General features: G+C 62.7%; 12 protein-coding genes. 7 read left to right on the top strand and 5 right to left on the bottom strand.

The features are described from left to right. Positions 1-103: 103 nt before the first annotated feature. Both OF829_RS15600 and OF829_RS15595 read left to right on the top strand, forming a co-directional pair. Entirely contained in the window at positions 104-1,987 is a 1,884-nt protein-coding gene (locus OF829_RS15600) for a transferrin-binding protein-like solute binding protein (protein WP_264941030.1), read from the top strand. A gap of 10 nt (positions 1,988-1,997) precedes the next feature. Continuing rightward, positions 1,998-3,350 (top strand): surface lipoprotein assembly modifier, encoded by a 1,353-nt coding sequence (locus OF829_RS15595; protein ID WP_264941029.1) that lies wholly within the window; start codon positions 1,998-2,000, stop codon positions 3,348-3,350. A 164-nt stretch (positions 3,351-3,514) separates the two neighbouring features. On the opposite strand, the gene OF829_RS15590 is transcribed toward OF829_RS15595, so the two are convergent. Both OF829_RS15590 and OF829_RS15585 read right to left on the bottom strand, forming a co-directional pair. Further along, positions 3,515-3,937: a hypothetical protein gene (locus tag OF829_RS15590; protein WP_264941028.1), complete on the bottom strand. Its 423-nt coding sequence runs from the start codon at positions 3,935-3,937 to the stop codon at positions 3,515-3,517. A gap of 345 nt (positions 3,938-4,282) precedes the next feature. After that, the gene (locus OF829_RS15585) at positions 4,283-5,854 is read right to left on the bottom strand and encodes a DNA methyltransferase (protein ID WP_264941027.1); all 1,572 of its coding nucleotides are present in this window, start codon (positions 5,852-5,854) and stop codon (positions 4,283-4,285) included. A 212-nt stretch (positions 5,855-6,066) separates the two neighbouring features. Here OF829_RS15585 and OF829_RS15580 point away from each other — a divergent pair, with 212 nt between their 5' ends. Next, positions 6,067-6,582, top strand: coding sequence for a hypothetical protein (locus tag OF829_RS15580; protein WP_264941026.1), 516 nt, complete (start codon positions 6,067-6,069; stop codon positions 6,580-6,582). A 66-nt stretch (positions 6,583-6,648) separates the two neighbouring features. On the opposite strand, the gene OF829_RS15575 is transcribed toward OF829_RS15580, so the two are convergent. Beyond that, positions 6,649-7,809: an HNH endonuclease gene (locus OF829_RS15575; RefSeq protein ID WP_264941025.1), complete on the bottom strand. Its 1,161-nt coding sequence runs from the start codon at positions 7,807-7,809 to the stop codon at positions 6,649-6,651. Positions 7,810-7,992: 183 nt separating this feature from the next. Between OF829_RS15575 and uvrA the strand changes: the two genes are divergently transcribed. From uvrA to OF829_RS15560, 3 genes are all read left to right on the top strand, one after another. Continuing rightward, a complete protein-coding gene (gene uvrA, locus OF829_RS15570; protein ID WP_264941024.1) occupies positions 7,993-11,037 on the top strand; it encodes an excinuclease ABC subunit UvrA in 3,045 nt (1,014 codons plus the stop codon). Positions 11,038-11,152: 115 nt separating this feature from the next. After that, a complete protein-coding gene (locus tag OF829_RS15565; protein WP_264941023.1) occupies positions 11,153-12,304 on the top strand; it encodes an ATP-binding protein in 1,152 nt (383 codons plus the stop codon). Further along, on the top strand, positions 12,301-12,987 hold the full coding sequence (locus OF829_RS15560; protein WP_264941022.1) for a hypothetical protein: 687 nt from the start codon (positions 12,301-12,303) through the stop codon (positions 12,985-12,987). Before OF829_RS15565 ends, OF829_RS15560 begins: the two co-directional genes overlap by 4 nt. Before the next feature lie 311 nt (positions 12,988-13,298). On the opposite strand, the gene OF829_RS15555 is transcribed toward OF829_RS15560, so the two are convergent. After that, positions 13,299-13,622, bottom strand: a complete 324-nt coding sequence (locus OF829_RS15555) for a DUF5615 family PIN-like protein (RefSeq protein ID WP_264941021.1) — start codon at positions 13,620-13,622, stop codon at positions 13,299-13,301. Next, positions 13,619-13,870, bottom strand: a complete 252-nt coding sequence (locus tag OF829_RS15550; protein ID WP_264941020.1) for a DUF433 domain-containing protein — start codon at positions 13,868-13,870, stop codon at positions 13,619-13,621. Before OF829_RS15550 ends, OF829_RS15555 begins: the two co-directional genes overlap by 4 nt. 133 nt (positions 13,871-14,003) lie before the next feature. Between OF829_RS15550 and OF829_RS15545 the strand changes: the two genes are divergently transcribed. Further along, positions 14,004-14,243 (top strand): hypothetical protein, encoded by a 240-nt coding sequence (locus OF829_RS15545; RefSeq protein ID WP_264941019.1) that lies wholly within the window; start codon positions 14,004-14,006, stop codon positions 14,241-14,243. Positions 14,244-14,335: the final 92 nt, after the last annotated feature.

The raw sequence follows: 14,335 nt of genomic DNA, 5'->3' as shown, positions 1-14,335 counted from the left end.
AACATCGGCCCGCTATCGCATGCCCCTGAATACGCGCATGAATTCTTGACGGCTTCCGTAACTCTACGGATAGTGCGCGCAACTTATCGAGAGGGCACGATCGATGGCGCGGATGCACAAGGGACCCGTTATCCTGTCGGCGCTGGGTCTGCTGACCGCCTGTACCTCGGGCTATGGCATGGGCGGGACCCCGACGCCGCCACCGGCTCCGACGCCAACCCCGACTCCCACACCGACGCCAACCCCGACCCCCACACCGACTCCCACACCGACACCGACACCGACACCAACTCCCACGCCGACACCAACCCCCACTCCCACACCCCCGCCCACCAACGTCTCGCTGCTGAACCTCACCGTCTCGGAGGATTTCACCAACGACAACGCCAAGGCCGAAGGCACGCAGGGCGGCGCGGTGACGGCCGCGGCGAGCCCGCTCACGGTCCATTACGACAAGGCGACCAACAGCTACACGCTGACCTCGACCACCGGCACGGGCTCGACGGTCACCTTCGGCCCCGCGAACGAGATCCCCAGCGGCGATCCGCGCGTGCGCCTCTATTCGGTCGGCGATTCGGCCGACCGGATCAACCAGCTGCTGCTCAGCAACAATTCGGCCGCGGCGACCAGCTATGTCGGCGCGGGCGTGTGGACGCGGCGCACCACCACCGGGACCAATGCCTTCCGCACCGATGCCTTCACCTATGGCGTCGAGACCCCCGACGCCGCCACCCCGCGAAACGGCGCCGCCAACTTCGCGGTCGATCTGGCCGGCACGGTCACCTATCCGAACGGTATCACCTTCGCTCCCGGCACCACGCGCAATTTCGCGCCTTTGCTCGGCAACGGCAGGATCGATGTCGATTTCGGCGGCGGCACCATCACCCTGACCGGCACCGCCTGGCAGCTGAATCCGGTCAATTCCGCCACCTTCGCCAACACCCATTTCGGCGGGGTCGCCAATCTGTCGAGCAGCGCAAACGCTTTTGCCGGGCTGTTCACCATGGGCGGCAGCCCCCAGGATCCCGCCGTCCCGCTCTATCTCGGCAACTGGCAGGGCCGCCTCTACGGGCCCGGCGCCGAGGAGGTCGGCGCGGTGTTCTGGAGCAGCGGGTCGGACGGCACCGCCGCGGTCGGCACGCTCATCGGCCGCCGGTTCGGCGGCGCCCAGGTCCCGCCGCAGGCCGCGCAGGCATCGGGCACCAGCTTCGTCACGCGCGACGGCGGCGCCGCGAGCCTCACCGGCAGCACCATCACCGGCGCGGGGGCGACCTCGGCGGTCAACCCCATCATCGTCGGCACCTATGACTTCAAGGGGCTGACGGGCAACCCCGGCACGGCCAGCTCGAGCACCGTTCCCGGCGAGCCGCTCGGCCGCTTCACCACGGTCAGCGGCAACACCACCACGATCATCGATCTCTACAACGGCTCCGCCTATCAGGGGATCACGCTCAGCTATTCGAGCTTCGGCACCTGGCTGACCGGCAAATTCACCCCGGGCGCCCCGGGCAATTGGGCGATCACCTATTATCCCTGGGTCCAGGGCGTGCGCACCCCGCTCTCGGCGATGCCCACCACCGGCACGGGCAGCTACACCGCCTTCCTGCGCGGCATCGGCACCGCGGATAGCGGCACGACGCTCTACAAGCTGACCGGATCGGCGGGCTTCGTCTTCAACTTCGCGGGCGGCACCTATGCCGGCACCTTCGCTCCCACCGCGACCGTGATCGGCGATCCGCTCCTCAACGGCCCGGGCACCGTCTTCGTGCTCACCCCCTATACGCTGAACGGCACGATCCGCTCGGGCGGCAACACCTTCACCGGCAACATCGTCTCGGGCGCCAGCAATGCCGGGACGATGGATGGCGGTTTCTTCGGCCCCAATGCCGAGGAGATTGGCGGCACCTACAGCTTCACCGCGGGTGCCACGCAGGGCATGCCTGGCAATACGAGCTTCGCGGGCACCGTCTCGGGCAAGAAGAACTAGGGCGGTCGTCATGGCGAATAACGGGCGGTATCGCGCCATGCGCGCCGCCGCCTTTTCCCTTGCGCCGATGCTGGCGTTCCTCTGCGCCGTCCCCGCCATGGCACAGGACAGCGCGCCCGTGCGGATGGAAGGCCTCAAGCCCGCCGACCTGTTCAACATCGCCGATCAGGCGCTCGCCGCGAACCGCCCCCAGGACGCCGAGGCGATCTATCGCGCCCTCACGCACGATCCCGATGTCGAGATCCGCAGCGAGGCGCGCTTCCGCCTCGCGCTGATGCTCTCGGTGCTCGGCCGCTACACCGAGTCCGCGGTCGAGCTGCGCGCGATCCTCGACGAAAAGCCCGATGCGGTCCGCGTCCGGCTCGAGCTTGCCCGCGTCCTGGCGCTTGGCGGCGACGAGAGCGGCGCGCGGCGCGAGCTCCGCCAGGTTCAGGCGGGCGAGCTGCCCCCCGAAGTCGCGCAGGTCGTCGATCAGTTCGCCGGGGCGCTGCGCTCGCGCAAACCCTTCGGCGCGAGCATCGAACTCGCCCTGGTTCCCGACAGCAATATCAACCGCGCCACCGATTCGACCACGCTCGACACGATCATCGCCCCGCTCGAACTCTCGCGGGACGCGCGCGAGCAATCGGGCCTCGGCGCGCGCGTCTCAGGCCAGGTCTTTCTGCGCCAGCGCATCGGCAAGCATCTCGCGATCGTCCCGCGCATCTCCGCCCAGGGCGAATTCTACCGCCAGAGCCAGTTCGACGACATCTCCGCCTCGGCGCTGATCGGCCTCGAATGGTCGCCGGGGAAGGAGCGTTTCCAGCTCTCGGCCGGCGGCACCCAGCGCTGGTACGGGCTCGATCCCTATGCCACCACCGCGACCGCCACCCTCAACTGGCAGCATCCGATCGGCCGCCGCACCCAGCTGAGCGCCACCGCGACCATGGCGAGCACCGACTACCGGCTCAACGACCTCCAGGACGGCATGCTCTATTATGGCGACATCTCGGTCGAGCGCGCCTTCGATCGCCGCTCGGGCGGGGGGCTGACCTTTTCGGTCACGCGCCAGAGCGCCGCCGATCCCGGCTATTCGACCACCGCGGTCGGCGGCACCGCCATCGCCTGGACCGAGGCGGGGCACAGCACGATCTTCGCCAATATCGGCGTCCGCGGGCTCCAGGCCGACGCGCGCATCTTCCTCTATCCCGAGCGCCGCCGCGACCTGCTGCTGAGCGCGAGCACCGGCGTGACGCTGCGCCGCCTGACGCTGGGCGGTTTCGCCCCGTTCGTGCGGCTCAGCGTCGAGCGCAACTTCTCGACCGTCGGCATCTACGACTATCGCCGGGCCGCGCTCAGCTTCGGCATCACCCGGGCGTTTTAGTGTGTAGCGGCATTCAACTCATCCTCCCCCGCCAGGGGGAGGTGTCGCGCGTAGCGTGACGGAGGGGGAGGGCGGCGGCCACGTCTGTGTCGGATCCGCCCCCTCCGACGCCTTCGGCGCCACCTCCCCCTGGCGGGGGAGGATTATCTACATGTCGATACGCCCTAATTCCCGCCCGGCTGGGGGATCACCCCGGCGGGCACATGATAGGTTTCCCGCCAGTCGAGCCAGCCCACATCGGTCGGCCCGATCATGAAGGCGACCACGACCCATTTTCCCGCGCGCCGCTGGAGCAACGCATAGATCGTATCGCCATCGAGCACGCCCTCTTCCTGCTGCTCGGCATAGCGGGTCTTGCTGAAATCGATCGGCGCGCCCGCGGGTGTTTGCGGATGCGCGACGATGAACGCCCAGTCGGTGCGCACCCGCAGATCATCGACCACGAACTTGACCGGCTGCCCCAGATCCTTGGCGATCACGATGCGCAGCGCGTCGAGCAGCTCGGCGCGCTGGGGGGCGGTCTGCGCCTGCGCGGCGGCCGGCACCGCGAGCATCACCACGGCACTCATTCCGATCCGTCCCCACATCGCCCGTCTCCCCTTCGCCGCGCAGCTTTCCACCCCAAGCGGCCCAGCGCAACCGGCCGCCACCGGTATAGTTACGGCCAATATCGCCGCTTTCGACGACAAGATCCGGATCGCGCGAGGCCGGACCGTCCCAGCATGTGAAAGTTGACACTAGCTTCACACTATCGCGCCTGTTTTCCGCCGCGCAGTTCCCGGGGGAAAAGGCCAAGTTCGCCGGGTGCGGATCGACAGAGTCAAAGAGCGGCCGGATCGACCGGCTGCGCGAGCCAAGCAGGCGAAATCCTACATTGCAAGACCTTGGGCCCCGAAGCGTCGAAGCCGAAGCGAATGGCGTACAGACCCCCCTCACAACAAGCTCCCCTGCGCCCCCGCCTGGTGCGACGCGCGCGTTTCCACCCGGGCGGCCTTCTTCACCGGGCTGATCAGCGTTGGCAGCCTCGGCTTCTGCCCGTTCATCAGGTCGGCCAAGGTGACGAACTGAAGCGCCGGGAAACGGCCGAATTCAGTCTCGATCACCGGCTGCGATGCCGCCTCGTCGCGCATGCCCCGGGTCGGCGCGCCCTTCATCACGAACAGGCCGAAGCGGTGCTTGTCGCGCGCCATCACCCGCCCCAGATCGCGCACCATGTTGGGCGTCACATGGTCCCCGGCCTTGACGCTGATCACGCCGGTCTCGATCCGGTTCTTGGCGGCGAGATAGTTGAACCAACCGTCGATGCCCCGGTCGCCGCCCTTCTTTTCGCGCGGGAAACCGCCGACCTGCCACGACACCCATTGCTGGAACTGGTGGGGATCCTCCACCGCCAGCCGCTCGGCGCTGGCCAGGTCCCTGGGCACGCCGAGCGTCTCGAACTGGATGCCCGGATAGCCGTTCCGCATCCGGTCCTCGATCATCCCGATCGCGATATGGGTGACGTCGATCCCGATCCATTTGCGCCCGAGCTTCTGTGCGGCATCGACCGCCGTGCCGCAGCCGCAGAACGGATCGAGCACCACATCGCCGGGGTTGGAGGATGCGGCGATGATTCGCTCGAGCAGGGCGCGGGGCTTCTGAGTGGGGTAGCCGAGGCGTTCCTGGGCATTGGACGACAAAGGCGGGATGTCGTCCCACAGCGATTGCAGGCGAGCCCCCTGACTTTCATCCTCATACATCTTGAGGCGGAGGGACCCGCTTTCCTTTGTCGGAAAGTGAAGCCGGTTTTCCTCGTCATATCGTTGCATGCGCTCGATGTTGCATGACCATCCGTTGGGATGGGGCTGATAGGTGACGCCGTTCCGTGCGGTGTACGGATAGTGGAGGTTGGGCCGGACGCTCGGATTTCGCAGCGTCACGGACTGCCAGCGTCGTCCGTCCGAATCCGATTGCGCATATACCCTGTCGGCCTTTGCCGCCGACATCCGCGTGTAAAGCTGATTCCAGGTGAAGCCTTTGGTCTTCGAATAGAAGTAGATCGTGTCCGTGACGTCGCCATAGCCGCGCGAGACGTTGCCGTGCGCGAACGTGCGCTTCCAGACAATCTCGTTCCTGAAATTCTCCGCGCCGAACACGGCGTCCAGCACCAGCTTGAGATAGTGGCTCGCGGTCGGATCGCAGTGAAGGTAGAGCGATCCCGCCGGCTTCAACACGCGGTGCAATTCCACCAGCCGCACCGCCATCATCGCGAGATAGGCCATCAGCGGATTCTCCCCGATGGCCGAGTGAATCGCCTCCATCATCACCTGAAGCTGGCGGTTGGTGCCCCCGGCGATATCGAGCAACGCATTCTGTGACGCCTCGCCCCATGTCCAGCTATCGTCGAAGGCCTGGATGCTGGCATCCGCGCCTTGGCCCTTCGTGGATTCGAAGACCAGATTGTAGCGCATGTTGGAATTGAATGGCGGGTCCAGATAGACAAGATCGACACTCTCGTCGCGCACATCTGCGCGAAGAACTTCAAGATTGTCTCCGTAATATAGCCTGCTGCCCAACGGGCGCCCCTGTCCCCAAGGGACAGAACGCTAGAGGGAGGGCGGCTGTGTTCCACATGGACACGCGTCCATTTCGAACCGAAACGCGATCTATTGGATCCGGAACGGTGCTTTGGCTGGCGAGAACATCCTCGACCGATCGGCTGGTGATTGCCTAGGCCGTGGCTCACCAAAGCGGCCTGTCGGCTACCGACCCACTTGCAGCCATCTTATCTAAGTTGCAGACCTTCCCCATGGGACCGCCACAAGCTGCATATTTGATCTTAATGTTGGCGACGGTCGCGGCATACTCTTCACCTGAGCAACGCGAACAGGAGAAGATCGCGCAGACCATTGAGCGTGCCGTGCGTTTGCCAGCCGGTGCCTTTCCTTTGGCTCGCTATGCGCGTGCATATGCGTTCGCTTCCGCAAACCGCGTATCTGCCATTTACTTCATTCCTGACGATGACCCTTCGAATACGTCCTGCACAAGCGCGAAGGCTGGTGGGACTGCGAACGCCGGGCAGATAGCGCTGCTCTGCGCGCCACCGGATGGATTGAAGGAAGGGGAGCGACGCTGGTTTAAGAATGCCCAAACACTTCCCCACGTGGATGATGGTGCCTGTTTCTACATCGACATCGAGTTTGATCTGACACGCAATGTGGTGATCAGCGCCCGTTGCCACGGCGGAACTTAGGTCCGCTCCCCACCCGATTCCAGCCGTTCAGCCATCATGAAAAAAAACCTGCCATTTCTAAATCCACTAATCGTGAAAGCATTCCGTTCTATGCCAGTGCAGATAACGCGGGTGCGGTTGATCCGCTTTCGCCTTCGGCAGCCGCGCCTTGCGATCAGGGAAGATAAGCCGCTCGACGCTTTCAAGGTCGTTGATCTTCCGCGACAACAGGATGTCGCCGGCGTCGCTGAGCGAAATCAGCCCGCGATCGAACATCCAGTGGATCGTGCCGGATAGCGCGATGCCGTTTTCGACGGCATCGGGGCCGCCTGCCTCCACACTCTTGATATGGGCGGCCTCCGTTTCCACGCGCCCTCCGCCATTGAGCAACTTCATGCCGGTCAGCGCACAGCGCGAGCCATAGACGTCGAGCACGCGCTTGCGGAACTGGCGGTCGCGCACGGTCCGATTGACCAACATCACCGTGCGATCGACCGGCCCTTCCCAGGGAGGGGGCTCCTCCGCGACGATGTTCGCGGACGGCATGTCCTCGCTCGCGTCGGTTCGCGGCAACAAATCACCCTCCGTTACCAGCCCGAGATCGAGGATCCGGTCGAAGTCGGCGCGCGACAGCACGCGGATCGGTTGTGCCGCGAGATCGGCGTCCAGTCCGCCAGCAACCTTCAACAGGCCGCGCTCGACGATCATGCCGTCGAGCTCGAACGGCACGGCGCGGCCGAATTCCAGATAGGTGCCGCGGGCGATCTTTGCGAGGAACGCGCCTTCGCGGTTCGGGTCGGGATCGATCCGTTCCACCCGCGCCGCCGCATGATAGTCTCTGCCGTGCGATCCTCCGGACCCTTGATAGATGATCCACTGATCGGCCATGCGGATCGCCCGCTGCAACCACTTAGCCTCGAAACCATAGCAAAGTTCCGCCGGTTCGCCGGCTTCCGGATGCGGCGGGAGCTGGAAAATCCCGTTGGTGGGAAAGTCCGGCTCGCGCTGCGGCATGACGCCGAGCCAGCGATAGGTGCCGGGCTGCAGAAATTCGAGCAGGCCCGCATCGCGAAGCTGTTGCAGCTCGCGCCCCAGGGTCTGGGTCGGCGTACGACCCGATGTGCGGGTTGCCGCTTCGATCGCGCCCATTTGCGATGCGATGAACGCCTGGCGCGTGAACACGGGCGAACCGGTTCCGGTAATATGACGCAGGATCGCGTCCTTCACGGCATCAGTCCAGATCGGCATGCCTCAGCCCCCTCGCTCTGCAATCGATACCGCGAGACCTCGCCCGCCGAAAGCGCCCAGCCCCCTCCGATTCGCTCGCGACAGATCGATATTCTCCCGAACCGCGCAGCTGGCGCCTGAGCGCGCGCATTCCTATCTCAACCCCTCTGGCATCTCCAAAAGAACGAAGATAGAACACGCTTCATGGCCCTCACTCACATCTCCGTCCGCGGCGCCCGCGAGCACAACCTCAAGGATGTCAGCATCGACATCCCCCGCGACACCCTGACGGTGATCACCGGCCTCTCCGGCTCGGGCAAATCCAGCCTCGCCTTCGACACCATCTATGCCGAGGGTCAGCGCCGCTATGTCGAGAGCCTCTCGGCCTATGCCCGCCAGTTCCTCGAACTGATGCAGAAGCCCGATGTCGATCATATCGAGGGCCTCAGCCCCGCCATCTCGATCGAGCAGAAGACCACCAGCCGCAATCCGCGCTCGACGGTCGCGACGGTCACCGAAATCTACGATTATATGCGCCTGCTCTGGGCGCGCGTCGGCATTCCCTATTCGCCCGTCACCGGCCTCCCCATCGCCGCGCAGACCGTCAGCCAGATGGTCGACCGCGTGCTCGCGCTTCCCGAGGGCACCCGCCTGCTGCTCCTCGCCCCGGTCGTGCGCGGCCGCAAGGGCGAGTATCGCAAGGAGCTCGCCGAGTGGCAGAAGGCCGGCTTCACCCGCGTCCGCATCGATGGCGAGACGATGCTGATCGAGGACGCCCCCGCGCTCGACAAGAAGTACAAGCACGACATCGAGGTGGTGGTCGACCGCCTCGTCGTCGGCGGCGACATCGCCACCCGGCTCGCCGAGAGTTTCGAGCAGGCGCTCAAGCTGGCCGAGGGGCTGGCGTACGTGGACCTGGTGGATACCACGGTCGAGCAGCTCACGGGCAGCCGTGTGAAGGAAGCCCCACAGGCGTTCCGTGCAGAAACCTCCGTTCGCCCTGAGCTTGTCGAAGGGCTGCCCTCCTCTGATCCCGACGGCCAAGAGGAAAGCAGTGCTTCGACAAGCTCAGCACGAACGGGAGGGATGAAGAATGCGGAAATCCCGCCCAACCGCATCGTCTTCAGCGAAAAGTTCGCCTGCCCGGTCTCGGGCTTCACCATCGCCGAGATCGAGCCCCGCCTCTTCTCGTTCAACGCCCCCCAGGGCGCCTGCCCCGCCTGCGACGGCCTCGGCGAGCGGCTCGTGTTCGACGAGGACCTCGTCGTCCCCAACCACGATCTCAGCATCAAGAAGGGCGCGATCGTCCCCTGGGCCAAGTCCAACCCGCCCAGCCCCTATTACATGCAGGTGCTGGGCAGCCTCGCCCGCGAATTCGGCTTCAGCCTCGAAACCCCGTGGAAGGACCTCCCCGGCGAGATCCAGCTGATCATCCTCCACGGCACCGGCGGCAAGCCCGTCACCCTCACCTTCGTCGATGGCCGGAAGAGCTACGACGTCCGCAAGCCGTTCGAGGGCGTGGTCGGCAATCTCAACCGCCGCATGCTCCAGACCGAAAGCGCCTGGATGCGCGAGGAGCTCGCCAAATATCAGGCGAGCCACCCCTGCGAGACCTGCCACGGCGCCCGCCTCAAGCCCGAGGCGCTCGCGGTCAAGGTCGCGATGCGCGACATTTCGAGCGTCACCAAGCTCTCGGTGGTCGATGCCCTCGCCTTCTTCGCCGATCTGCCCAAGGACCTCACCGGCCAGCAAAAGGAAATCGCCCGCGCGATCCTCAAGGAGATCGACGAGCGGCTCGGCTTCCTCAACAATGTCGGCCTCGATTATCTCAACCTCGACCGCACCAGCGGCACGCTGAGCGGCGGCGAGTCCCAGCGCATCCGCCTCGCCAGCCAGATCGGCAGCGGCCTGTCGGGCGTGCTCTACGTCCTCGACGAGCCCAGCATCGGCCTCCACCAGCGCGACAACGACATGCTGCTCGCCACCCTCCGCCGCCTGCGCGATCTCGGCAACACCGTCCTCGTCGTCGAGCATGACGAGGACGCGATCCGCACCGCCGACTATGTCATCGATATGGGCCCCGGCGCCGGCGTCCATGGCGGCGAGATCGTCACCCACGGCACGCTCGATCACATCCTGGCGAGCACGGGCAGCGTCACCGCCGACTATCTCAACGGCACCCGCGAGGTCCCCGTCCCCGCGAAACGCCGCAAGGGCAATGGCAAGAAGCTGACCGTCGAAAACGCCACCGCGAACAACCTCCGCGGCGTCACCGCGAGCATCCCCTTGGGCACCTTCACCTGCGTCACCGGCGTCTCGGGCAGCGGCAAATCGAGCCTCACCATCGACACGCTCTATGCCGCCGCCGCGCGCCAGCTCAACGGCGCGCGCCTGCTCGCGGGCAAGCATGACCGCGTCACCGGGCTCCAGTATCTCGACAAGGTGATCGACATCGATCAGTCGCCGATCGGCCGCACCCCGCGCTCGAACCCCGCGACCTATACCGGCGCCTTCACCCAGATCCGCGACTGGTTCGCCGGCCTCCCCGAAAGCCAGGCGCGCGGCTACAAGCCCGGCCGCTTCAGCTTCAACGTCAAGGGCGGCCGCTGCGAGGCGTGCACCGGCGACGGCCTGCTCAAGATCGAGATGCACTTCCTCCCCGACGTCTACGTCACCTGCGACGTCTGCCACGGCGCGCGCTACAACCGCGAGACGCTCGAGGTGAAGTTCAAGGGCCGCAGCATCGCCGACGTGCTCGACATGACCGTCGAGGACGCGGTCGAGTTCTTCAAGGCCGTCCCCCCGATCCGCGAAAAGATGGCGATGCTCGCCGAGGTCGGCCTCGGCTATGTCAAGGTCGGCCAACAGGCCACCACGCTCAGCGGCGGCGAGGCCCAGCGCGTCAAGCTGGCCAAGGAACTGTCGCGCCGCGCCACCGGCCAGACGCTGTATATCCTCGACGAACCCACCACCGGCCTCCATTTCGAGGATGTCCGCAAGCTGCTCGAAGTCCTCCACGCCCTGGTCGACCACGGCAACACCGTGGTGGTGATCGAGCACAACCTCGACGTCATCAAGACCGCGGACTGGGTGCTCGACCTGGGCCCGGAAGGCGGCGTGAAGGGCGGCGAGATCGTCGCCGAGGGCACCCCCGAGGACGTGGCAAAGGCGCCGCGGAGCTTTACCGGGCGGTATCTGGCGCCGTTGCTGGAGCTGGGGAAAGTGCGGGAGGTGGTTGGGGTGGAGTGACCCCGCCGAACCCCACATGTTAGGTTACAAGCAATCATTTGATAGAGCTTTGAACTGCATCTTGTCGTGTAACCCGAACCCGGTTAGCGACGCCGTGTAGATACAAGGGCACACCATGAAGCTCACCTCATTCTCATACTCGGAACTTGAGGAAAGTGATCGACAGTGGTCCGTCGACAATTTTTCACTCGATGGTATCAATTTACTTGTTGGCCAAAACGCCTCCGGGAAAACGAGAATACTAAATTGCATTAAAGCATTGGCGACTCTGCTTACGACGAAGCCCGACAGGCTCTTTTCCACTGGCAACTGGAAAGCAGTATTTGCCAACAAATCCTCGCGTATTGAGTATAACCTTCAGATTGGCGCGCGCAAAATTACGCGAGAAATCGTCACAATCGATGGAATGACGCGCCTTTCTAGAGACGAAAACGGTGAGGGTTCGATCTGGAACGAGCAGATTCAACGACCGTTGGATTTCAAAATTGACGACGACAGCGTTGCTGCATTCTTTAAGAGAGATGAGAAGCAACACGCTTTTCTAGAGCCGCTATTTGACTGGGCCTCGTCTCTTCGACACTATCCGTTTGGAACTGATTTCGGAAAGACAACCATCTTTGCCGCCTCAAGGGGACTCGAATCCACCGACGCAAGTGATTTCAAATCCCTTCTTGAGGCGCAAAATGTAGTGGGTCTTTACTGCATGGGATATGACAGATTTGGAGAGCAGTTTGACAAGGCTATCCTCTCTGATTTTCGAGCTGCCGGGTATGATTGCGAGGCCGTTGACGCGGTTCCTGCAAAGGGAATAGCCATTGATATTCCCCATATCGTGGGAAAAATCCCCGTCTACCTTCAGGTCAAAGAGAAGAAGCTTCCCTGCCCGACTCGGCAATTTGACATGTCAATGGGCATGTTTCGCTGTTTGGCCCTCATAATTCATATTACCTACAGCAGGCTTGCTAAAGAACAAACAACCATACTAATTGATGATATTGGTGAAGGACTCGATTTCGAGCGATCGACTTCTCTAATTAAGAGATTGATAAAACGCTGCACTAACCAAAGTATTCAGCTTGTCATGAGCACAAATGATAGATTTGTTATGAACGAAGTAGATTTAAAGCACTGGCATATTGTGCGCCGTCGGGCGAACAGAGTCACTATTTTCGATTACGAAAATTCTACTGAAGCCTTTGAGAAATTCAAATTTCTTGGTCTGTCAAACTTTGATTTCTTTGTGAAAGGTGCCTACCTTTCAAAATGAGAAAGGCAGCTATTTTTGTTGAGGGTCAAACGGAGCTCATCTTCGTTCGGCGCCTTATTGAGGAGATGGCGGGCGCACACAACGTGGTATTTCACGAAGAGAAATACCATGCGAAGACCTATCAAACGCTATCTGCGGTAACACCGGCAGGTGAAGCTTTTTTTATACTGCTGGTTAATTGCTGCGCTGATAACGCAGTTCTCTCTGCAATTTTGGATAGGCACCCCGGGCTATCAAACGCGAACTATGAAATAATAATTGGGTTGCGCGATCTCTACCCTCTATCGCATGCCGATCTGCCCGTGCTTTCTCAGAGCATTAATTCACAGCTACCTGCGGCGGGAACAATCGTATCAGTAATTATAGCCGTTGCGGAGGTTGAAGCATGGTTTGTACAAGAGAATCTCCATTTTCCCATTATTGACGCGGCAATAACAAGGGATAGTATTCAAACCGCATTTAATTACGATATTGATAACGATTTAGCAGAGAATCTTTCTAATCCGGCTCTATCGTTGGACTCTTTTTATAAAATAGCTAATAAGCGTTATACAAAAAAAAGAGCTAGGATAAGTAGGACGGTTGGTGCGCTGGACATCGATCATCTATACTTAGACAGGCGCGTTATGTTACCGAGTTTTGATAGCTTCGCCCTCGAGCTAGAGAATTTTTTCAATTTCTGACTGCTTCTTGCGGATTACGGTAACACGGATGACGGTGACAGGTGCAAAAACCCCCAAACCCATGGGATTACGTTGACAGTGCACTAATTCCCCAATCTCACCGCACCTCCACAAACCGCTCCCCGTCCCCCAGCAACACCTCAACCCGTGCCCACCTGACCTCCAGCCAAGCCGACAATCCCCGGGAATTACGGTGACAGGTGCAATTACCCCTTTTTTGCTACCCTAAAATTCGAATTACGGTGACAGTTTACTACGAATTACGGTGGAATTACGGTGAATTACGGTGACAGTTTACTAAATGCACTAATCTACCGCACCTCCACAAACCGCTCCCCATCCCGCAGCAACACCTCAACCCGCCCCCACCGCACCTCAAGCCACCCCACCAGCGCCCGGTTCGTAGCATTCCCGCACCGCAGCCACACGAACGCAAACCGGTCCGGCAGCCACAGCGTCACGAAATCCTCGTCCTTGCTAACCAACACCGCGCCATCGGCCGCAACCCGCGCCGCGATCTCGGCATCGCCGGCCGCCACCATCCCGATCTCGAAGACATGAACCGCCTCATGCCCACGCTCGCGCAACCACCCGCACAAAGCGGGCGGCAATTGCGCGTCGATCAGGAATTTCATTCGGCGGCGAGCACCACCGGATGGTCCGCCTGGCTGGCCGCATAGGCCAGCACCGCGCGAACATCATCTTCGCTCAAATAGGGAAAGTCCGCGGTGACCTCCGCCGGCGTCGCCCCGCCCGCCAGCATCTCCAGCACATCGGTCACGCGCATGCGCGTCCCCGTCACCACGGGCCGCCCGCCGCATACCGCCGGGTCCACCGAAATCCGAGGAAAGCCTGCCAAGGTCATGCCGGTATCATGTCCCATTTATCCGTATTGGTCAAATATCCAGAACAAACCAAAAACAAACCCCTGTCCTACAACCCCCATTCCCGCATAAAAACCCGGTCCACCCAACGACTCGCGCCCAACCGCGCGACGCAACCGGAGGACCGCGCCAATGCCAGCCATCACCCAGGCCACCCAAACCGCCCCCGAAATCCCCCACCCCGCCGACGCCCTCCGCGCCGCCCGCGAATGGCAGGCCCATCTCGACGCCGGCCGCCTCACCGCCGCCGCGCCCCGCGCCCCCTCCCCGCAAATCGTCGCCAACCGCGCCCGTACCGAAACCCTCCTCCGCGCCCATGCCGCCGCCCGCCGCGAGGCGCTCAGGACCACCGGCTTCTGGGAGCGCGACTGACATGGGGCACCCCAGCCGCGCGAACAGGCGTCGATCAGTGTCAAGTTGGTGTCAACTTCCGGCACCGGATGCCACGCGCGGGGGCCCCGCCG

This window comes from Sphingomonas caeni, from assembly GCF_026013415.1.
Taxonomy (GTDB): domain Bacteria; phylum Pseudomonadota; class Alphaproteobacteria; order Sphingomonadales; family Sphingomonadaceae; genus Sphingomonas; species Sphingomonas caeni.
This window is presented reverse-complemented; position numbering and strand designations above follow the sequence as displayed.

Excerpts from the sequence above, each read along its gene's own strand:
- OF829_RS15595 (WP_264941029.1), top strand. The coding sequence starts at position 1,998 with ATGGCGAATAACGGGCGGTATCGCGCCATGCGCGCCGCCGCCTTTTCC.
- OF829_RS15555 (WP_264941021.1), bottom strand. The coding sequence starts at position 13,622 with ATGAAATTCCTGATCGACGCGCAATTGCCGCCCGCTTTGTGCGGGTGG.
- OF829_RS15575 (WP_264941025.1), bottom strand. The coding sequence starts at position 7,809 with ATGCCGATCTGGACTGATGCCGTGAAGGACGCGATCCTGCGTCATATT.
- OF829_RS15565 (WP_264941023.1), top strand. The coding sequence starts at position 11,153 with ATGAAGCTCACCTCATTCTCATACTCGGAACTTGAGGAAAGTGATCGA.
- OF829_RS15545 (WP_264941019.1), top strand. The coding sequence starts at position 14,004 with ATGCCAGCCATCACCCAGGCCACCCAAACCGCCCCCGAAATCCCCCAC.
- OF829_RS15550 (WP_264941020.1), bottom strand. The coding sequence starts at position 13,870 with ATGGGACATGATACCGGCATGACCTTGGCAGGCTTTCCTCGGATTTCG.
- OF829_RS15560 (WP_264941022.1), top strand. The coding sequence starts at position 12,301 with ATGAGAAAGGCAGCTATTTTTGTTGAGGGTCAAACGGAGCTCATCTTC.
- OF829_RS15600 (WP_264941030.1), top strand. The coding sequence starts at position 104 with ATGGCGCGGATGCACAAGGGACCCGTTATCCTGTCGGCGCTGGGTCTG.
- uvrA (WP_264941024.1), top strand. The coding sequence starts at position 7,993 with ATGGCCCTCACTCACATCTCCGTCCGCGGCGCCCGCGAGCACAACCTC.
- OF829_RS15590 (WP_264941028.1), bottom strand. The coding sequence starts at position 3,937 with ATGTGGGGACGGATCGGAATGAGTGCCGTGGTGATGCTCGCGGTGCCG.